Below are 21,228 nucleotides of genomic sequence, written 5' to 3'. Positions count from 1 at the left end.
CAAAACAACCGAACAAAAGATAGAGGCTGTATCGATCGATACAGCCTCTATCTTTTGTTCGGATCCTATATTACTATTGTTCCATCACAAAGTGGAAGGACATCTGGCCATCTTTGGTATGCAGTGTCAGTATGTACATTCCGTTCGATAGGTTCTTGTCCAGTTGCACCTGGGCATCTACCCTGCCTTGTTTCACCTGCACAGTACCCTTGTACACTACCTGGCCCAGCATATTGGTCACATCCACGTCCATGTCCTCATTACCTGCCAGTGTACCGCGTATGGTAAAGGCGCCCTTGTTCGGGTTGGGCAGCAGCCTTATATCGCTCTGCACACCCGCCTGAGACCTTACCGATGTGGTGATGGATACGAATACCCACCCCGATGTACCTATGTTGCTGCATATGCCATCGCTTATCACCTCGCAGGCTATAGAGTCACGGTCATTGAATATGCCGGTGTATGTATCGCTGGTAGCGCCCGTCACAGGGTAGCCGTTCACTTTCCACTGGTAGCGTGGCGATGGGCCTGCATTGTATGGTACTGCGGTAAATGTTATCGGCTTACCCGTCATCACACTCAGACCGGGTGCGGCCACTATGGCCACCGAAGGTATCACCATCGGCTCTACATACATTTTCACATCATTGCTCACCGCGGTATTGGCCAGGCGGCAACGGTAGTTGCTGGTAAGTGAATAGTTCACCACACTACCATTTACAGGCACGAATGTATATGAAGGCCCTGTACCTACAGGTATACCGTTCACCCTCCATGCATATGCAGGCGCTGTACCACCGTACAGCGGGGCCGCCGTGAAGGTAACAGGAGTGAACTGGCAAACACTATCGTTAGGGTCTGTTATTATCCCCGCTACAGGCAGTACCATAGGCAGCACTGTGAGGGTCTTATTGCCTGTGGCAGTAGTTACCGCCAGGCAGTTTGCATTGCTCGTCATCACAACGGTAGCCACATCGCCATCGGCAGGCACAAAGCTATATGTGTTGCCGGTGGCCACGGTCACACCATTTACCTTCCATACATAGGTCGGCGCGGCGCCGCCTGTAGTAGTATTGGGGGTCAGTATCACGGTCTCACCGGTACATACGCTATCTGTGGGCGATGCATTGATGCTCACCGTAGGCGTTATCAGCGGCGTAGCTACTACGGTAGCGCTGCCTGCCATATCGCGCTGGCAACCGCTGGTAACATTGGTAGCCTGAACGGTATAGATACCGCTTGCCGTCTGCAGGCCGAAGTTCAGAGGCAGGCCCGTACCAGACAGGTAACCCGCAGCAGTACTGCCATTATACAGTACATAGCTTACACCCGGCTGCGACCCATCGAGGCCCACCGGAACACCTGTACCACCGGCACAGAAGTTGCCGCCACCGGTCACATTATATACCACTGGCAGAGGCTGTACTGTTACAGACCTGGTAACACGGCAGCCATGACCCGGGAATTCGTATGTAATAATGGCCGACCCCAAGGATACCGGCACCGCTATCACTGTATTGGTAGTAGTAGGTGCCAGGGTAGCTACCGCCGGGTTGCTGATGTTCCACACACCGCCTGTAGAGATGCTGGTGAAATAACCTGCAGCGCCCATACATATGTGCGGGTTGCCGGTTATAGGTTCTGGTGTTGCATCCACGCGTATCATCTTGGTGCTGTAGCAGCCTACCCCACCCGTTACCACAGTATACCTTATCTGTGCCAGGCCTGCGCTCACACCTGTCACCACACCGGCTCCTGCCACATCTACCACATACGCCCTTGGTGTAGAGTCGCTAGCCCACACACCACCCGGGGTGCTGTTCATAAGCGTTATAGAAGAATGTACACACACACTGTCAGGTCCTGTTATAGGTGCAGGCAGTGGGTTCACGGTCACTGTAAGTATATTGAAGCAACCTGTACCTACGGTATAGGTCACTACTGTAGTACCTGCAGCTATACCTGTTACCTGGCCGCTCATATCTACGGTGGCTATGGCTGGGTTGCTTATGCTCCAGGTACCGCCAGGCGTACTATGAGAAAGGTTGATGATACCACCACCCGCACATACACGCGGGTAGCCGCTTATCATGGCAGGGAGGTTCACAACTGTAACTGTGGCCGTAGTACGGCAGCCGCTACCTATTGAATAGGTCACCGGTATGGTACCTGCGCTTATTGCGCTTACCACACCTGTTCCGGGGTTGATGGTACCATATGGGTTAGAAGCAGGATCTGAGCTCCATGTACCACCCGATGGTCCGCTGGTAAGGTTGGTAGCAAAACCGGCACATACAGTAAGTGAACCGCCTATAGGAGCAGGGTTATCGTTCACCGTCATGGGCCATGTCTTCAGACAGCCGGTAGAGAGCATATAAGTAATGATAACGCTACCACCGCTCACACCTGTCACCACACCTATCGGATCTACAGTAGCTACACCTGTGTTGCTGCTTAGCCAGCTACCACCGGGAGTACCGTTGGCCAGCAGGGTCACATCGCCCACGCATATGTTCGAGATACCTGTTATATCAGCAGGCAGGCCGTTCACGGTCACATCCTGTGTACGCAGACAGCCTGTAGGCAGTGTATAGGTTATGCGTGTCCTACCCGGACCGTTCACACCCGGAGCGGTAGATGAAAGACCGCTCACTATACCTGTACTGGTTATGCTTGCAACAGCAGGGTCGGTGCTCATCCATGTACCTGTAGATGGCGCGCTGAACAGTGTAGTGGTCATACCCTCGCACACCTGTGGTATGCCGGTGATGGCCGCAGGCAGCGCATGTACGGTAAGCAGTACGGTAGCGCTACAGCCCGAGCTCAGTGCATAGGTTATGGTAGTAGTATCGCCGGGTATGGCTCCGGTAACACCTGTGGCTACACCCGTAGCAGGATCTATCGTTGCCACTGTAGGATCGAAGGAATACCAGGTACCGCCCGGTGTTACGTTATCAAGGTCTGTTGTCAGGCCTTCGCACACCTGCAGCGATCCCGTCACACCTGCAGGTATGGGGTTCACCACTATCGTCTTGTCAGAGTAGCACCCTGTAGACAGTACATATGTTATAGTGGCCGTACCTGGGGTAACACCACATGCCGTACCTGTAGTAGATGTTACAGGCGTGATGCTCAGTACACCTGCATTGCTGGTGCTCCATACACCGCCGCCTATTATATTGCTCACGGTAACGCAAGAGCCATGGCAAACACTATCCGGACCATCAACGGTATACGGAGCCAGTATCATATATACGCTCTTCGATGCAGAACAGCCTGTAGGCAATGTATAGGTCATGGTAGCTGTATCTACCGCCTTACCATAGGCAGTACCTACAAGGCTATCGGCAAATTGCAGTATAGATGTATCAGAGCTGGTCCATACACCACCACCCGGCAGGCTGGTGTAGTTGGAATAGCTGTAGTTACAGAAACCATCGCTACCTGTGATAGGTGTAGGCAACTGGTTCACTGTGAATACCGATGTGATACGGCAGCCTGTAGTTGTGAACGTATAGCTGATGGTGGTAGTACCGGGTATCGTACCACATATGGTACCACCACTGCTTATAGTGCCCACAGCAGGGTTGCTGCTGCTCCATGAGCCACCGCCCGATGCATTGGTAAGGGTAGCGCACTGGCCTTCACACACTGCCAGCGTACCGGTTATATTTGCAGGCAGGGCGTTCACGGTTATCTGGCCTGTGCGTACGCATCCTGTTACAGGTGCAGTATATGTTATCAGTGCTGTACCGTCCGATGAACCTGTCACCACTCCCGATGACGAGCCTACGGTAACTGTACTGCTACCACTGCTCCATGTACCGCCTGCAGGCGTAGTTGAAAGCGTGATGCTCTCGTTCACACACACCACGGAAGGTCCGCTGAAGGTTGCCGGCAGTTGGTTCACGGTAACGGTAGCTGTCTTATAACAACCTGTACCCGTGATGGTATAGCTGATATTGGCAGTACCTGTAACACCGCCAGCTACAACACCCGTCACAAGGCCCGAGCTGTTCACCGTGGCCCTGCCAGTATTGCTGCTGGTCCAGGTGCCGCCACCTGTGGTATTGGCCAGTAAGGTAGTACCTCCCGCCTCGCACACTTCCAGCGTGCCGGTTATATTAGCAGGCAAAGGATTTACTGTTATAATATATGTCTTGAGGCAACCCGTACCCAATGTATAGGTGATGGTAGCTGTAGAAGGCACCAATACCGGCTGGCCGGTAACTACACCTGTGGTACCGTTCACCACGGCCACACCTGTGTTGCTGCTGCTCCATGAGCCACCCGGTGTACCCGGTGCGGACAGTGTGATAGATAAGCCATCACACACCTGTGTAGGTCCTGCTATGTTGGCTGGCAATGCATATACGGTCACTACCTGTGTCACATAGCAACCGGTAGTAGGTATGGTAGAAATAATGGTCACTGTGAGCGGCCCGGATACACCTGTTACAACACCCGAAGAAGAACCTACGGTAGCGATAGATGGATTGGAACTGCTCCATACTGCGCCGGGGGTGCTGGTAAGTGTAGTGGTAGAGCCTACGCAGGTAGTAGGCACACCCGATATCGCCGCAGGCAGTGCGTTCACGGTTATTACCGCCGTGCGTATACAACCCGAGCCCAGGGTATAGGTCACATCGCAGGTACCCGCGCTTAGGCCGGTCACTACGCCATTGGTACCTATGCTGGCTATGCCGGGGCATGTAGTGCTCCACGTTCCGCCGCCGGGCGTACAGTTAAGTGTAGTAGTAAACGTCTCACACACCGATAATGTACCCGATATGGCCGATGGCAGTGCAAGTACCGTTACCACTGCCGTAGCGCGGCAACCTGTAGGATGCGTATAACTTACTGTGGCCGTACCGGCATTGATACCGTTCACCACACCTGTGGTGGCGCCAATGGTCACATTACCTGCCGGAGTGCTGTTAGCGCTCCATGTACTGCCTGCTACAGGCGGTGTACTGTTCAGCGTGGTAGATGAGCCTACGCACATGCTCATGGTACCTGTTATAGGCGCAGGCAGCGGGTTCACCGTTGCTACTATGGCCAGTGTACATGTAGTGGGCAGTGTATATGTTATATTGGTAGTACCGGCAGCTATACCACACAGCAGACCCGAGCCTGCACCTATAGTACCTACAGCAGGTGTACTGCTGCTCCATGCGCCGCCCAGTGGGTTGCCCGTAAGCGTGCCGCACTGGTTCTCACAAACAGAGGTAGCGCCGGTTATAGATGTTGGTAATGGATTCACCTGTATCACCTCGGTACGGTAGCAGGTGGTAGGCAGTGTATATGTAACAGTAGCAGTACCTGCAACCGCACCACAGAAAATGCCTGATGATGTGCCTATAGTTCCCACAGTTGCATTATTGCTTACCCATGTACCACCCAGGGGTGCACCGGTAAGTGTGGTACATGCTCCGGCGCATACCGCTGTAGATCCTAATATGGATGTTGGCAGCGCATTTACCGTTACCACGGCAAAGCTGCGGCAACCGGTAGATAATGTATAGGTCACCTCGCAGGTGCCTGCTGCTATGCCGGTCCATACGCCGGTGCTGCTATTTATCGTACCTATGGTGGGGCATGCCATACTCCAGGTCCCACCTGCAGGTGTTGCGGTCACTGTAGTGATAGAACCCGCACATACAGAGAGGGTGCCGCCTATGGCAGATGGCAGGCCGTTCACTGTAGCTATAGCTGTGGTGCTGCAGCCTGTACTACCCAAAGAATATGTTATTATAGATGTACCTGCAGCAATTCCGCACAGCGAACCCGACGACGTGCCTATGGTGGCAACACTGGTATTGCCGCTAGCCCATGTACCGCCACCTGCAGAGTTGGTAAGTGTATTGCACTGGCCTATACATACGCTCAGTGGTCCGCCTATGGTGCCGGGCAGCGAGTTGATAGTGACAACGGCCGAACTCGAACAACCGTTCACTGTATAGCTTACGGTAGCGGTACCGGGCGCGCTGCCGCCTACTACACCGGGTACCGACATGGTACCTGGCGCGGTCACTGTCCATGTACCGCCGGCAGGTGTAGCGCTCAGTGTGGTAGTGGCGCCTACGCATATACCTAGTGGGCCCGCTATGGCGCTCGGCGATGCATTTACCGTTACTACCGCGCGTACAGAACAACCGGCCACGTTCGATGCAATGACAGTATCGTTACCAGAAGCAGTAGCAGTGTATACGCCTGTGCCGCCTATGGCACCTGTGGTGGTGGTGGTATTGCCCCAAAGTATGGGCGAACCCGTAGTACTATATGTAGTGGTAGTACCCGAGCACAGCACGAATGTGCCCGATATGGCTCCGGGTACAGAATTTACTGTCACAACGGCCGTAGTGAAACAGCCCGAACCCAACGTATAGGTAACGGTACAGGTACCTGAACCTACTCCTGTCACTATGCCCGATGAGCTACCAATGGTAGCGATACCCGGGCATGACATACTCCAGCTACCGCCGGGTGCAGAGTTGCCCAATGTTGTTGTACTCCCCACGCACACCGACAATGTACCTGTTATAGGACCGGGTACTGCAGATACCGTCACAGTGGCGGTGGTCACACACCCCGTCACCGGTAGTGTATAGGTCACCACACAGGTGCCGGGGCCTACACCGGTCACTACACCGGTAAGCGATATGCTGGCAACACCCGGGCATGAGCCCGTCCAGGTTCCCGATGGCGTAACGTGGTTCAATGTAGTGGTAGCACCCACACACACCGACATGGTGCCGGTAGGTGCAGGGGGTGCAGCGCCTACTGTTACCACAGCAGTAGTGAAACAGCCTGCGCTTACCGAATAAGTAATGGTAGCTGTTCCGCCTGCTATGCCTACACCACTCACTACACCGGTATTAGACCCTACAGTGGCCACTGCGGTATTACCGCTGGTCCATGTACCGCCGGGTGTAGCATTGGCTAGTGTGGTCGTAGACCCATAACATGTGGCAAGCGTACCCGTTATAGGCGGGGGCGATGATACCACGTTCAGCGTAGCGTTCACCGAACAGCCCGAACGTGTATAAGTTATAACAGATGTACCCGGCGCAACGCCCGTAGCAACACCGGCCAATGGGGTGATGGTGGCCACCGATGTGGTACCCGAGAACCAGAAGCCGCCCGTAGGTGTACTGCTGAGGGCTGTAGTAGCGCCTACACATACGCCCAGCGAGCCCGCTATGGCAGTAGGTACTACGTTCACACTCACTGTCATGGTAGAATAGCATGTACCTATACCATATGTTATTATGGTAGTACCTGTGCTCACACCACCTACTACCCCGGTAGAGGAGCCCACAGAGCCTACAGCCGGGTTAGAGCTGCTCCATGTACCACCGCCCACAGGATTGGTGAAAGTAACCGTACTACCAAGGCACACAACACTGCTGCCCGCTATAGTACCTGGTGAAGACACAACCGTAACTACTGTAGTGCTATAACAACCGCCAAATGAATAAGAGATGACCGCAGTGCCTACACCGGCTCCCGTCACCACACCCGTACCTGCGCCTACTGTGGCCACGGTAGTATTACCGCTGGTCCATACGCCGGCTGCCGGTGTCGATGAGAGTGTGGTGGTAGATGCAAGGCATATCACTCCGGTACCGGTTATGGCAGCAGGGTTGGGGTTGGCCGTAGCAGTTCCTGTACCCGTGCCTGAACACAGGCCGTTCGTAAGCGACACCGTATATGTGATAGGCGTAGGAGATGATATACCCGTAGGATGCATATATACGGGATTGAGTGCGGCCCCGGTATATGCTGTCGCAAATGCAGCATCATTGAACAGGTAGGTCGATGGTGCCCATGTAGGTGCACCTACTGTACCCGTCAGCCTTACATCGTCCACATAAAAATTATTACCGTTGCGGCTGGTGCCCTGGAATATTATATAGTTAGCAGTGCCGGTGAATGCCGCCGGTATGGTCACTGTATACTGGTACCAGCCCGACCCACCAGGTGCGGACGGACCTGTAAGAGGGCCTGTGATAGCTAATGCTGCACGCCTGGGTATAAAACCCAGGTTGGTGGCGCCTGCCGGTGATGCCGTTGTGTTCACCAACACCGTCAACCCTTCGGTAGCATATGCCGCGGCAGTATATGCGGCCCCGCCATCCCGGTACATCCAGAACGTGAGCGTACCTGTACCCACGCCTACCATGCTAAAGGACGGCGAATGGATATTGGCTATGGTTCCCGTAGGTGTACCCCTGCAATTGAATTTGGCTACATAAGTTCCTGCCGATGCAGCGCCTACGGCCGGTGAAGTGGTCAGCGCAGCATCCTGTTGTGTCCATACACTGGCTATTGTACCCGAATATGTCCATAGGTTCACAGGGTAGCCTGCAGTAGTAGGTGTACCTGACTCCCAGCTTTGTGGTGGGAAAAGATTGTAGGTACCGGCAGGGGTAGCGGTAAGCGTCAGCGATCCATTATTGCACACGCTGGCCGGCAATGGGTTGATGCTTAACGTAGGTGGTGCCGTATTAATAGTTACGGCCTTGGTGGTATAGCAGCCTGCCGGCAATGTATAGGTCAGGGTCAGTTCGCCCGCCTGTACCGGGGTCAGTTCGCCGGTCGATGGGTTCACTGTGCCCACGGCAGTATTGCTGCTTGTCCATGTACCGCCTGTAGTGGTATTGGAATACGCGCCAACAGAGCTGGAGCACAGGGGTGTAGGACCGGCTATCAAAGGAAGCGAGGCCGCATTTACGGTTATTACACGCGCAGTGTTACATGAAGAAGAGTAAATGTAAGAAACGGTGGTAGTGCCCGCACCTATAGGCGTGAACACACCTGTAGAAGAGTTGATGGTGCCTACAGCAGCATTCGTGCTGCTCCAGGTACCACCCGCTGTAGAATCGGTGAAGGTAACAGCGCTGCCACCCAGGCACAGTACGCCGGGGCCTACTATCGGGCTTATGCTGTTAGAGTTGATGTATACATTACGAACATTATGAGTAGAGGTAACAGCGCCCGTTGAGGCCGTGAAACCGAAGTAACCCGCCGTTAGTATAGGGAAATACACCGTCATGGACGGCAATACGTTATAGTCGAAATATACCCTTATGTTACCGCCGGCATAGGTCAACTTCACATGGTGCCATGCGCCATCATACAAGAGAGATGTCTGGTTGGGCATAGCAGCAAGCCTGTTAGTTGGGTCGCTCTCGGTATATGCCCCCACAAAACCAGCAGGATAACCGTAAAGAGAGATCAGCGGGTCGTCGCCCGGTGTACCATTGTCATAAGTATCGAAGACCAGTACCAGGCCATTAGGGTTGGTAGGCAGACCTATACCACCACCACCAACGAAGCCCGTAAGCGGATCTACCAGCCAAAAGGACATACCATCGGCAGTATTGCCGGGGTTAGGTGCACCGGTAGGAGGAATTATCTGGTAATCGAAATCTACCACGAACGCGCCACAGGCGGTCACGTTCTGTGCGGTAGTATACCATACACGTCCCGCCTGACCTGTAGCATTGGGCGTAAGCTGTATGTGCGGTCCGGGAGCGGTAGCGCTACCACCCAAAGACCACCCTGCAGGCACTACCGGCCCCGTGCCTGTGGCCAGCGACAGGGATACCTGCGAAAATGAGCTTATTGTTGCCGTAAAAATTGCTAATAAGGTCAAAAAGTACTTTTTCATATCGGTCTTTTGTTGCGCTTGAAATGGTCTTTCGTAAATAGAATTCAATGTGTTAGTAATTTGGTTCAAAAATAATGTAATATGCTGGTCAAGAGGTCTTTTGAGATGGTTTTTTTGCTATTTTTTTGTCATAACATCGCTATTTATAGCTGATCGTTAATAATTTTAAATAAAACAAAATATTTACCTATGATTAAGGCGTTACAGAAGCCATTATCGTTAGTTTCCGATCGTTCTTTTTTTGTCATTTCTTAGTGACAGAAGATCATCATACTTACCGGTATGACCATAAAAAGACAGCCAAACCCCGGTAGAGGTTTGGCTGCAAATAGAATTGCTTCAATTATTACTTTTTAGTTGGTTCTTTGCTCATCTGCGCAGGTGGCATCTGAGGCATCGCCCTGTTCATGGAATCTCTCCCTCCGCCGGGCATACCCGGGCGCTGCATCATGGCCGGCATAGCGGGGCGCTGTTCGGGTGGCATATTGTTCACCACCGACGATATCTTACCCTCCGTGAACGCCAGCTCTACTTTTACTTTACCTTCCTCATCGCGGTAATACCATTTTCCTACACGCCTGTCATTAGCATAATGCATTTCCAGGTTCTTGTTGCCATTGGGGTAGTACGAAATAAAATCTCCGTTCCAGTGAGCATGCTTGTCGAACTTGTTCTCTGCCTCGGTGAATTTCGTAAATGAGTTACCCGGCATTTTCTGCAGAGAATCTACAGTAAAACGCCTGAAACCGTTGCGCTCTGTCATCAGCGGATCCTGCTGGTACATACCCCCGCCCGACATTTTACGGCTGTAAAAGGTGTCCATTTCGGCCTCTGTGAAGGCTATATAGCTCTGCTCAGACCGTATCTTGCCGTTCTTGTGCCAGGTCGTCCATTTGCCATCGGCCATACCATGCACATAGTTCATCTCGGCCTCTTTCTCTCCTCCTATGTAAAAGTACGCGAACGGTCCGTTCTTTATTCCATGCTCATATGTGCCGGAGTACGATATCTTCCCGTTAGGGTAGTAGAACACACATTTGCCGTTATATATACGCTGTGGGGCCAGGTCTCTTTCCATACCGAAACCGGCAGACATCGACAGCATACTGGCCCTCCTTTTATCGGTAGCCGTATCGAAGTTCATCAGGTCCCTTGTATAGGCCGTATTGTAGCCGGCTATATATTCTCCTTCGAACGCCTTCGTTCCATCTGGGTAAAGAACGGTCTTTTTTTGTGCGGCAGCTCCCGTGGCCATACACAGAAACGCAACAATGGAAATATTTTTCGTAACTCTCTGGGGAATAACAAGCATCATATGCATTTTTTAGTGCGGGCAATATTACATCAAAGAATAGGAAAAACACAATACGGGCCGCAAAATACTGTTACCGGTTTGTCAAAGTACCCTATGTGTATACCTTACTGCCATGCCATTGCCCCGGAATATTACCTTTGCAGCTCTTATGCATTACGTTTCGGCCGACAAGATCAGCAAGTCATATGGTATAAAACCACTTTTTACCGACATTTCTTTCCACATAAGCGAGGGCGACAAGATAGCGCTCATAGCCCGCAATGGCAGTGGCAAATCGACCCTGCTGCGCATACTTTCTGGCAGGGACACCGTGGATGAGGGTACCGTATGGATCAATAAAGAGGTAACAGTGGCCCTCTTCGAGCAGGAACCGGCATTCGATGAGCAGGCCACCGTGCTCGACAATATATTCCATTACCGCCACCCTGTGGCCGAGGCCCTGCGCAACTATGAGCGCATAGTGGGCGGCACCGAAAAAGACCCCGCCGAATACTCTGCCGCACTGGCCCGGCTGGATGAGTTGGGCGCCTGGGACTTTGAGGCCAAGGTACACCAGATACTGGGCAAGCTGAACATACACGACCTGGCACAGCCGGTAAAAAACCTCTCGGGCGGGCAGCGCAAACGCGTGGCCCTGGCACAGGTGCTCATAGATATAGGGTTCGAGCACAAGCATGTGCTGCTGATAATGGACGAACCTACCAACCACCTGGATGTGGAAATGGTAGAATGGCTGGAACACTACCTGAACCAGCAGAACGTGACCCTGCTGATGGTGACCCACGACCGCTACTTCCTGGAAGATGTGTGCGACGTGATATGGGAACTGGACAACGAACAGCTATTTACCTACAAGGGCGATTACCAGGACTACCTGGAAAAAAAGGCCGCACGAATAGAGAACACCATAGCCAATATAGACAAGGCCCGCAACCAGTACCGCAAAGAACTGGAGTGGATGCGCAAGCAGCCAAAGGCCCGTACCACGAAATCGAAAAGCAGGCAGGACAACTTCTATGAGGTAGAAGCGCGTGCAAAGCAGAAGGTGGTAGACACCCAGATAGAGCTGCAGGTGAAGATGAACCGCATAGGCGGCAAGGTTGCAGAGCTAAAGAAGGTATACAAAAGCTATGGCGACAAGACCATATTGCGCGGTTTCGACTATACGTTCAAAAAGGGCGAACGCGTAGGTATAGTAGGTAAGAATGGCGCAGGCAAGACCACCTTCCTGAACATGCTGCAGGGTATAGAGCCTGCCGACAGCGGCAAGATAAACATTGGCGATACCGTAGTGTTCGGCAATTTCTCGCAGCACGGGCTGGAGATAAGGGAAGACATGCGCGTGATAGAGTTCGTGAAGAACATAGCCGAGAATTTCCCATTGGCCAATGGCGGCACCCTTAGCGCATCGCAGTTCCTTACGCTATTCCTTTTTCCGCCAGAGCAGCAGTATACTTACCTATCAAAGCTGAGCGGTGGGGAGAAAAAACGCCTGCAACTGCTGGCCATACTCTTCCGTAACCCCAACTTCCTGATACTGGACGAACCCACCAACGACCTGGACCTCCCTACCCTGTCGGTACTGGAGAATTTCCTGGGCGAATACCCGGGCTGCCTCATCATAGTATCGCACGACAGGTACTTTATGGACCGCCTGGTAGATCACCTTTTCGTCTTCGAGGGCGATGGTGTGGTACGCGATTTCCCCGGCAACTATACGCAGTACCGTATAGAAGAACGCAGCAAGGACAAGGTAAAGGAGGCTCCTGCACAGGCAGTTGCAGAGACCACAGCAAAACCTGTAGCGAAAGACAAAAAGAAGCTCTCCTTTAACGAAAGGCGCGAGCTGGAACAACTGAACAAGGACCTGCCTGCGCTGGAACAGGAAAAGACCACCATTGCCAACAGAATGTCGGAACCCGGTGTGAGCTATGAAGAGATACAGCGCATCAGCGCGCGTATAACAGAGATAACCATGCTGCTTGAGGAAAAGGAGATGCGCTGGCTGGAACTGAGCGAGTATGCCGAATAACGGCAGCTCCTACCCTCTTCTTATCACGAACGACATGCGGTTGCCATTACCTGCCAGCTTATCGGCTATAACGAACACCAGTGCCGGCATTAGTTGATGCAACAGCCTGTCGGCCGATGTGAGCAGATGCCATTGCAGGTCCATGAACGATACTACATATATCATGAAGTAAGCGGCCACGCAGCATACTATCATCAGCATATCCTTGCCCGGCCACTGCCTGCGCCACAGGCATACTATGCCATATAGCAGTACACCCATTCGTATATAGCCGAAGTTCTTCTCTATATTATCGCTGAAGGAAGTGAATATCTGCCGGTACCGTTCCATATCGGTCAGGTGGTGCCATGTGTCGCCCGATAGACCATGGGCCATATCATTGGCAGGAGCGAAGCCCAGCTTGAATACCACCAACGTCAGTACCGGCAGGGCGATAGCCGCGGCAAAATACTTGTACCTGCCACCAAGGAACAGTTCGCGGAAGTAGAACAGGCAGAATATAGCGCTTAGTACCACACCCTCGTTCTTGGTCCACATGGCACAGCCCAGTGCCGCTGCGGCGATAGCCACCTGCCTATTACCTGCCAGTTGCTGCTTCATGGCTGCCAGTGCACACAGGAAAAAGAAAGCTAGCGCCGTATCGGCATACATAGATACACCCAGTGTCAGGAAGAACTTATCTGTAGCCAGCATGAACAGCACATAGGTAGCCACAATGATGCTGCGCCCTGCATATTGCAGGTATATAAGCACCGGGATGAACAGCATGAAACAAAAAGCAGGCACAAAAGCAATGGCCTCTATACGGCACATGGGCAGTATGCGCGCGAAAAAAGCCGTTATGCCCGGCACCAGAAGCGGATAATCGGGGTGCCCGTGCCGCACATTCAGGAACAGGGTACGCCAGGTATCGCTGGCCAGGTATTTGGCCTGCAGGTTCCATATTGCCCATGCATCCCATCCGCCATATCGCTCGGTCAGTGGGTAGCTTTTTGCCACCATGGTAGCCATACCCACAGCCAGTATGATGAGGGAGAAGAACGGACGGCTGCCATCATCCTCCACCCATTTCATTGTTGCTGCCACACCATATTTCCAGTATGCCCAAAGCGCTATACCCACCACCGGCACTATACCCACGAACGGCACCCCTGCCGCCAGCAGCAGGAAGAACACCATACTCAGCGCCCCGGCGGCAATGCCTATAGACATGATATATAATAGTGTACGCTGCATATTAGGGGTTACATGTCAGGTAATACCGGTATGTATCATCAGTGTTCTGCCACAGTACCCTGCGGCCGGTCGTCACGACCTGCACCGTGCTATCAGCCGCATTCACCCGCAGCAGTGTCAGTGCAGTATCGAAATGCTCGCCCTGCACGAATGAGAGGTACATGGGAGCCAGCGTATAACGGCAAATGGCATACAGCTCGGCATTATTGTCGGGGCAGGAAAAACTCATTTGCGCACCCGGTGGCAATACCTTCGTCATGCCCTGCAGCGCTATTACCTGTTTCTGCATATCGGTCATGGTGGTCTGTCTGCTTCGTTCCACATACATAGCAGTGGCCAGTGCTACCGCCACCCCTATGCATACCAATACTGCTGTGTTCTTAAAAGACATTGCACAGCAAAGAAAGTGAATAGATCGCAAAGGAGGGCAGATCAGTAATTGTCGAACACATAATATACGATAGGCACATCTCGCTCTATCTCCTTGTTGTGCGTATCTATCCTGAAGCCGCGTATACGTTCATTGTTCTGCACTTCCCCCGACAGGAAACGCGAGAACGACAGGTCATTATCTACCAGGTGGCTAATGAGTACAGGGCCTTTTGCTATCGGCAGCACCAGCCGGTATTCCTCGGTATGGCCGTCCATAATCAGCGTGATGTGTACAGGCATGGGCTGCAGCAATAGCTTGTTCACCTTTCCCAGCAGTGTATACCTCACATCGGCCGTCATATACAGTGGCTTCCCCTCCTTGTATGGCACCCACACGGTATCGCCTATATGGCCTGTTGCACGGCCCACCTCCTTCATCCGGGGCAGCTCATGTACATCGGCCTTTTCTTTCAGCATCACAAACCCGCTTTTCTCCGCACCGCTACCCATATCTACCAGGCGGTGTATGGTATAATTGAGATGAAGCGCCGCCTTCGTCACAGACTCGTCCCATATGGCATATCGCGACCCATCCAGCGAGGCGTTCCGTTCCAGTATATACTGCGGCCGCTTGTGCGAAACGAAATGCCGGGCGTTCATCATATCCAGCGAGGCACTGTAGGCGCTATACGATTGCGGTATGGGTCGCGGGCGGTAATGAAGGCCATTCACCAGCAGGTAGGCCGCATCATGCGGAAAGATGTCTACTGTACCCGTCTCCAACTCCGGCAAGGTATCCTTGCCAATGGCCACCTCGGGGTATGTAGCTGTTCGTGGTGCCGAGAATAACTGCTTATAATAATTTTCCGGCCATGCATGGTAGCTCATATCATTGAGGGAGAGCCGGGAAAGAGAAGCATCATCACCCGGCAGCGCCCATGCCGAAAGTGCTATGACCACACATGATGCGATAATGGCAACAGTGCTACGGCCATACCCCAATATGCCGCACAGGAACATAAAGAGGAAAGGATATGTAGCGAACAACTGCCGCGAATGCAGCAGGTCGTACCGCACAAAGGAGTTCTTGAATGCAAGAAAACAATACAACAGGCACAACGCCATAAAAGTAGTAGATGCCACTATGTTCTTCCGGTTCTTTACTACGTCATACATATGGCCTGCCAGCATGCAGCCGGTAAGTACAAAGAGGTACATAGCATGCTTATAGGTGATCTTGCCCGGCTGCACGGGCGCGAACATGGCCTCCTCATAATTGGCAATGATGGGCAGGCTGTTCTTTATGTACCCCACCATGTCTATATCTACCATCAGCCAGATGCTGCCAAAGACCACCACGAAAGCGCCCAGCACCCACCATGCATACCGCCTGCGCTGCCACAGCAGTATGGCTATCATAATGGGCAGCAGGAACAGTACTATAAGCCCGTAATTTACCTTTACATAAAAGACAGTACCGGCATAGAACCCACAGAGAACAGCGCACAGCCTGTTGGCATCTTCCCGCAACAGCAGTATACCTATGTACAATATGAACAGCAGCAGGGCAAGCTGTGCAAAATGTCCATACCGCATGATGATGATGGCAGGCAGCAGCAGCAATAGCCACAGTTTTCCCCGGGGCATATACCTGTACATGAGGTAGCAGTACCCGAAAGCTATGGAGAGGTCTGCGCCCAGTATGAGCCACCTGAGGTCGGTAGAATAATGGGTGTCCAGCATGGCCAGCGGCCCGTATGTGAACACTATATCTCGCCCGAACACCCAATGGTGCATATGCGCCTCGTTCATGATGCGCATCCACGAGGCATCCAGCCCTATCCCCACATCGGGGGCAAAGTCGAAGCCGCAACACAGCAGCGAAATGAGTATGCACACCACCAGCCTGCCGCGCTGCGGCCTGCTGTCTATATCACCGGTAGTTACCGGCATTTCAGAACGAATAGGGTTATTGTCTTTCAAATACGGGTAAGTTATTTTCCTGATGTAAGGTACGGCTTATAGGTATGCAGAAAAAGAATTTCTATATCCCTGCAACCCTTTTATACCTCTGTGCATTTAGTATGATATAGGGCGATGCTTCATTGCCGGCAGGAATAAATTAGTTATATTTAATAGAAGACAAACAAGCATCAATTGCGAATAGACCTGTCCGGCACGACCGATGAGGCATACCTGGTGGAATGTTGCAAACGCAACGACCCCGCCGCCCAGCATATACTTTACAACAAGTATGTAGAGGATATGATGATACTGTGCCTGCGCTATATAGCGCAACACGAGGATGCCAAAGAAGCCCTGATGGATGGGTTCCTTAGCTTCTTTCGCGGTATCGGTTCGTTCTCTTACCGTGGCGAGGGCAGCGTAAAGGCATGGATGAAAAAGGTGATGGTGAACAGTTGTCTCATGCACCTGCGAAAGCAGGACCGCAATACCATACTGGTAGCCGACACTACAGAATACGAACATAAAGAGGCCGGCGATGATATACTGGGCCAACTGGCCGCAAAAGAGATACTGCGGCTGCTGCACGAGCTGCCAGATGGGTACAGAATGGTCTTCAACCTCTATGTGTTCGAAGATATGACCCATAAGGACATCGCAGAGATGCTGGGCATTTCGGAAAGCACATCAAAATCGCAACTGCACAGGGCCAGGGCGCTGTTGCAGAAACAGATATCACAACAAACGAAAAGCAATGAAAACGCCATTGGATGAACGGATGAAGGAAGCATCGCTCGGTGAGTTGATGCCGGGCTTTGACAAAAATGCTGAATGGGAAGCATTGCGCGCAAAACTGCATCCCGCACCTGCACGCAAGCGCGCCATATGGCCCATGGCCGCTGCCATAGCCCTGCTTGTGGCCGCAGGCAGTATGATATGGGTAATGAACCACGATAACAGCACCGGCAGCGCAGTGGCCACTACACATCGGCACGATACTCCTGCCAATTGGGCGCAGGCAGGGGTGATACCCGATATGCCGCAAAGGTCTGCTAACATAAGGCCCGAGCAACGCGACCGCCTTATAGTGAGTACCGTGGACAGGAGCACTAACAATGTGACCGCAAGACCTGCCGACCCTGCACTGCAACAGCAGATACAGGATGGCCTGCGCCGCACAGGCGAGTTCGTATGCAATAGTACACCCTGTCCCATAGAGATATGTGTGACCCAGATGCTGCGATGCAGCGACCAGGCACCATCTACCGTTACCAGTTGCAGCGTGCTGGATCCCGACCAGGCCAGGCAGATGCGCATAGGCACCGACAAGATCGTAAAGAGGAACTGCAACGTGACGGTATCGGAGATAAGCCTGGAACGTGTGGCCACCGGGGAAATGATAGTGCTGAACGATCACTCCAGCCCATCCACGGCACAAGACCTGTTCAACTGCCTTACCGGAGACACCAAATGCAGTCTGCTGGCAGGCATATTCAAGACCGATTGCGACAACAAGCACAGGCCCGGCAGCCTGAAGGTAGAAAGCGATGCCGGTAATGTGATACTGGAATAAGCCCCGACCATATACTAGAAGATATTGGCAACACAGGCTGTAATGGCCTTGCCCGGCAACCCTTTGCCTATACCTGCCATATGACCCGACCACGCAAAGAGAACACATCATGTACCCATAATTCCATTTTATCACTTTTTTAAAAAACAAGATCAACAATGAAAAGAACAGCAATTGCACTGGCCATACTGGCCATAAGCAGCACAGCCCTACATGCGCAGACCACTACAGCGCAGCCCGCCACACAGCAGGCCCCTGCCGATGCAGGCAGCTTCCGTTTCACAGAAGAGTCCTTCGACTTCGGCGAGGTGACAGAAGGCCCCGACCTCACACATGAGTTCGCATTCAGCAACGATGGCAAGAAGCCCATCTTCATACGCAATGTCACGGCGGGCTGTGGCTGCACCGTGGCCGAATGGCCGCACGAGCCCGTACTACCGGGTACGCAAGCCAAGATAAAGGTCACCTTCCATAGTGCGGGCAGGCCGGGCGCCATGAGCAAGGTAGTGTCCATCATATCTGATGCGCAGCAGCAGAGCATGGCGCTGCGGATAAGTGGCAATGTAAAGCCCAAGCCGGCAGGCGATCAGCCAACGGCCACTACACAGAAACACTGATGCATTTATCCATGAAACGCACCTGCGCTGCCTAATGGCACGCAGGTGTTATTTTTTGCGGATATTATGCGGTGGCTTGCCGGGAGCTTTCTTTTTTGCAGGCCTGTTCTCCTCATCCGTCTTTGCCGATGTGGCCACCAGTGCGTTCATCTTATCTATCTCCTGCGGGCTTAGGTAGCGCCATTTGCCCACGGGCAGGTCTCCCAGTTGCACGTTCATTATGCGCACGCGCGTCAGTGTCACCACCTTGTAGCCCAGGTATTCGCACATACGGCGTATCTGGCGGTTCAGCCCCTGTGTCAGCACTATACGAAAACGCCTGCCACCCTCCTGCCTTACAAAGCATTTGCGCGTCACTGTGCCCAGCATAGGTATACCATTGCCCATCTGCGCCACGAACTCCGGCGACAGTGCCTTGTCCACCGTCACTATATACTCCTTCTCATGGTTGTTACTGGCACGCAGTATCTTATTCACTATATCGCCATCATTGGTCAGGAATATCAGCCCGTCCGAATCCTTGTCCAGCCGCCCTATGGGAAATATGCGCTTCGGATAATTGAGAAAGCCGATGATGTTGGTCTTATCCTTCAGGTCGGTGGTAGAGGTAACGCCCACCGGCTTGTTGAGGGCTATATATATGGGCCTTTTCTTTGCGGCTCCTTTCAGCGGCTCGCCATCTATGGCTACCCTATCGCCGGCATGTACCCTTGCGCCGGGCAGTACCAGTTCGTCATTTATGGTCACACGCGCCTGTTCTATCAGCTTATCGGCCTCCCGGCGGGAGCAGAAACCAGTAGCGCTTATGTATTTGTTCAGGCTTATACCCTCTTCATGACCCATGGCGCAAAAATATTCAAAACAGCACAGATATACCGCTCCTGCAGGACAACCGTCAGATATTTGTACATTTACGACAACACCACCTTATATGAGATACCTATTCATTCTATTATGTGCGGCCTCTATGCTGCCCACTCATACCAGTGCCCAGGTGACCGTCGGGCCAGCATTAGGTCTACAGTTCACTCGCTATTATGGCACAAGCATGGAGGACGATGTATACCGCAGGCCGAATATCAGGGCAGGCGCGGTAACGGATGTTCCATTGAGGCGCAGGCTGCATCTGCAGACGGGTGCGCTCTTCACTACCAATGGCTTCTTGCGCGCCATACCCGGTATGCCTGATCATATTGTCAGTATACATGCCATAGATATTCCCTTGTTCCTGTCCTGGCACATGGGCATGAAGCACCAGAGCCACTTCTTCATCAGCGGCGGTGTATTTGCCGATATAAATGTAGGCGGGCATGCTACCATCACTTATACCGACCTCTGGGGCAATGTGTTGGAAACACAGAGACCCAGGCTGAGCTATGGCAAAGAATATCCGAATGATGCCAGGAGAATGAGCTATGGTCTGGGGCTGAATGCCGGCTACCAGCTGAAGAGCGGCTTTTTTGTAAGGGCGCACTACCAGCGCGGCCTCACCAATCTCAATCCCGCGCCGATAGATGATACTTATTTCCTGTCAAGCAACAATTATGGGCTTACCATAGGTTACCTGTTCAAGACAAGCAAGGGCAAAGAGGTAAAACAGCAGGAAAAAAAGTAGGTATCATTACCGTTTGTGGCTGTAAGCCTTGTTCAGTGCATCGGTGCGCGAGTTCACCTGTAGCTTTTCGTATATGTTGTGTATATGCTTGCGCACGGTCTCTACGCTCACAAAAAGTTTAGCTGCTATCTCCTTGTACCGGTATCCTTTAGAGAGCAGGTCTAGTATCTCCTGCTCTCGTGCCGATAGTTTTTCCAGTTCATTTTCTTTCTTGCGGGTATCGGCATTGTAGAAATGCCCCAGTACTTTACGGGCCACCTGGCTGCTCATGGGCGATCCGCCATTGTGGGCATCCTTTATGGCCTCCAGTATCTTATCGGGCGCGGTCGATTTGGTGAGGTAACCCGTTGCTCCCGCCTGCAGCGCATTGAATATATTGTCCGCATCCTCCAGCGAGGTACACATTATGTACTCTGTCTTCGGCGCACGCACCTTCAGTTGGCGCACACACTCTATGCCCGACATGCCACCCGGCATATGTATGTCCACCAGGGCCACATCTATACCCATGCCCGGCAGGGCCGCTACAGCATCCTCGGTGTTCTCGAATACCGCTGCGCAGTTATATTCCCCGCCATGCCCGTCTATCAGTGCCATCAGCATCTGTCGCGTCTGTGCCTGATCTTCTATGACCGCAACTTTTATTGTACCCATACCCAAAAAGCAATGATGTAAAAGTACCGATGGCATCCGCGATACCACTCCCACAAAAGTAGTATTTTTCATTACCCTCCCGGCATAGAACACCGATGGCATACCTGTTGTGGTATGCCATCGGTCTATATCATTCAAGATCGTAAAAAATCAAATTCCAAAACTCGAACTTC

12 protein-coding genes are annotated in these 21,228 nt (G+C 52.5%); 5 read left to right on the top strand and 7 right to left on the bottom strand.

The window, feature by feature from the left end; all coding sequences use genetic code 11:
• Positions 1 to 73: 73 nt before the first annotated feature.
• Entirely contained in the window at positions 74 to 9,661 is a 9,588-nt protein-coding gene (locus ABD843_RS02840; RefSeq protein WP_345078212.1) for an Ig-like domain-containing protein, read from the bottom strand.
• 361 nt (positions 9,662 to 10,022) lie between these two features.
• Complete coding sequence (locus tag ABD843_RS02835) at positions 10,023 to 10,931, bottom strand: toxin-antitoxin system YwqK family antitoxin (protein ID WP_345078209.1); 909 nt, start codon at positions 10,929 to 10,931, stop codon at positions 10,023 to 10,025.
• Positions 10,932 to 11,139: 208 nt separating this feature from the next.
• Between ABD843_RS02835 and abc-f the strand changes: the two genes are divergently transcribed.
• Positions 11,140 to 13,023 (top strand): ribosomal protection-like ABC-F family protein, encoded by a 1,884-nt coding sequence (gene abc-f, locus ABD843_RS02830; RefSeq protein ID WP_345078206.1) that lies wholly within the window; start codon positions 11,140 to 11,142, stop codon positions 13,021 to 13,023.
• Between the two features lie 9 nt (positions 13,024 to 13,032).
• Here the strand turns inward: abc-f and ABD843_RS02825 are convergent, their stop codons facing one another.
• From ABD843_RS02825 to ABD843_RS02815, 3 genes are read right to left on the bottom strand one after another with little or no spacing between them, the layout of a single operon-like run.
• Positions 13,033 to 14,235, bottom strand: a complete 1,203-nt coding sequence (locus ABD843_RS02825; protein ID WP_345078202.1) for a hypothetical protein — start codon at positions 14,233 to 14,235, stop codon at positions 13,033 to 13,035.
• Positions 14,236 to 14,260: 25 nt separating this feature from the next.
• Positions 14,261 to 14,650, bottom strand: coding sequence for a hypothetical protein (locus ABD843_RS02820; RefSeq protein WP_345078199.1), 390 nt, complete (start codon positions 14,648 to 14,650; stop codon positions 14,261 to 14,263).
• A gap of 41 nt (positions 14,651 to 14,691) precedes the next feature.
• Positions 14,692 to 16,584, bottom strand: a complete 1,893-nt coding sequence (locus ABD843_RS02815; protein WP_345078196.1) for a hypothetical protein — start codon at positions 16,582 to 16,584, stop codon at positions 14,692 to 14,694.
• A gap of 204 nt (positions 16,585 to 16,788) precedes the next feature.
• On the opposite strand from ABD843_RS02815, the gene ABD843_RS02810 reads away from it, so the two are divergent.
• The 3 genes from ABD843_RS02810 (at position 16,789) to ABD843_RS02800 (ending at position 18,786) form a co-directional block, all read left to right on the top strand.
• Positions 16,789 to 17,370, top strand: coding sequence for an RNA polymerase sigma factor (locus ABD843_RS02810; RefSeq protein WP_345078193.1), 582 nt, complete (start codon positions 16,789 to 16,791; stop codon positions 17,368 to 17,370).
• Positions 17,351 to 18,169: a hypothetical protein gene (locus tag ABD843_RS02805; protein ID WP_345078190.1), complete on the top strand. Its 819-nt coding sequence runs from the start codon at positions 17,351 to 17,353 to the stop codon at positions 18,167 to 18,169. Before ABD843_RS02810 ends, ABD843_RS02805 begins: the two co-directional genes overlap by 20 nt.
• A 158-nt stretch (positions 18,170 to 18,327) precedes the next feature.
• Positions 18,328 to 18,786: a DUF1573 domain-containing protein gene (locus ABD843_RS02800; RefSeq protein WP_345078187.1), complete on the top strand. Its 459-nt coding sequence runs from the start codon at positions 18,328 to 18,330 to the stop codon at positions 18,784 to 18,786.
• A gap of 48 nt (positions 18,787 to 18,834) precedes the next feature.
• Here ABD843_RS02800 and rluF read toward each other — a convergent pair whose 3' ends face one another.
• A complete protein-coding gene (gene rluF / locus ABD843_RS02795; RefSeq protein WP_345078184.1) occupies positions 18,835 to 19,629 on the bottom strand; it encodes a 23S rRNA pseudouridine(2604) synthase RluF in 795 nt (264 codons plus the stop codon).
• A gap of 88 nt (positions 19,630 to 19,717) precedes the next feature.
• On the opposite strand from rluF, the gene ABD843_RS02790 reads away from it, so the two are divergent.
• Positions 19,718 to 20,401 carry a porin family protein gene (locus ABD843_RS02790; protein WP_345078181.1) on the top strand — a complete coding sequence of 228 codons (684 nt, stop codon included), beginning with the start codon at positions 19,718 to 19,720 and terminating at the stop codon, positions 20,399 to 20,401.
• A gap of 6 nt (positions 20,402 to 20,407) precedes the next feature.
• On the opposite strand, the gene ABD843_RS02785 is transcribed toward ABD843_RS02790, so the two are convergent.
• Positions 20,408 to 21,055, bottom strand: coding sequence for a response regulator transcription factor (locus ABD843_RS02785; RefSeq protein ID WP_345078178.1), 648 nt, complete (start codon positions 21,053 to 21,055; stop codon positions 20,408 to 20,410).
• Positions 21,056 to 21,228: the final 173 nt, after the last annotated feature.

It is taken from the genome of Nemorincola caseinilytica (assembly GCF_039540515.1).
Classification (GTDB): Bacteria; Bacteroidota; Bacteroidia; order Chitinophagales; family Chitinophagaceae; genus Nemorincola; species Nemorincola caseinilytica.
This window is presented reverse-complemented; position numbering and strand designations above follow the sequence as displayed.

What these genes read in the sequence shown, in the direction of transcription:
- ABD843_RS02835 (WP_345078209.1), bottom strand. Translation starts at nt 10,931, where the DNA reads ATGGCCACGGGAGCTGCCGCACAAAAAAAGACCGTTCTTTACCCAGAT.
- abc-f (WP_345078206.1), top strand. Translation starts at nt 11,140, where the DNA reads ATGCATTACGTTTCGGCCGACAAGATCAGCAAGTCATATGGTATAAAA.
- ABD843_RS02825 (WP_345078202.1), bottom strand. Translation starts at nt 14,235, where the DNA reads ATGTCTATAGGCATTGCCGCCGGGGCGCTGAGTATGGTGTTCTTCCTG.
- ABD843_RS02820 (WP_345078199.1), bottom strand. Translation starts at nt 14,650, where the DNA reads ATGTCTTTTAAGAACACAGCAGTATTGGTATGCATAGGGGTGGCGGTA.
- ABD843_RS02815 (WP_345078196.1), bottom strand. Translation starts at nt 16,584, where the DNA reads ATGCCGGTAACTACCGGTGATATAGACAGCAGGCCGCAGCGCGGCAGG.
- ABD843_RS02805 (WP_345078190.1), top strand. Translation starts at nt 17,351, where the DNA reads ATGAAAACGCCATTGGATGAACGGATGAAGGAAGCATCGCTCGGTGAG.
- ABD843_RS02800 (WP_345078187.1), top strand. Translation starts at nt 18,328, where the DNA reads ATGAAAAGAACAGCAATTGCACTGGCCATACTGGCCATAAGCAGCACA.
- rluF (WP_345078184.1), bottom strand. Translation starts at nt 19,629, where the DNA reads ATGGGTCATGAAGAGGGTATAAGCCTGAACAAATACATAAGCGCTACT.
- ABD843_RS02790 (WP_345078181.1), top strand. Translation starts at nt 19,718, where the DNA reads ATGAGATACCTATTCATTCTATTATGTGCGGCCTCTATGCTGCCCACT.
- ABD843_RS02785 (WP_345078178.1), bottom strand. Translation starts at nt 21,055, where the DNA reads ATGGGTACAATAAAAGTTGCGGTCATAGAAGATCAGGCACAGACGCGA.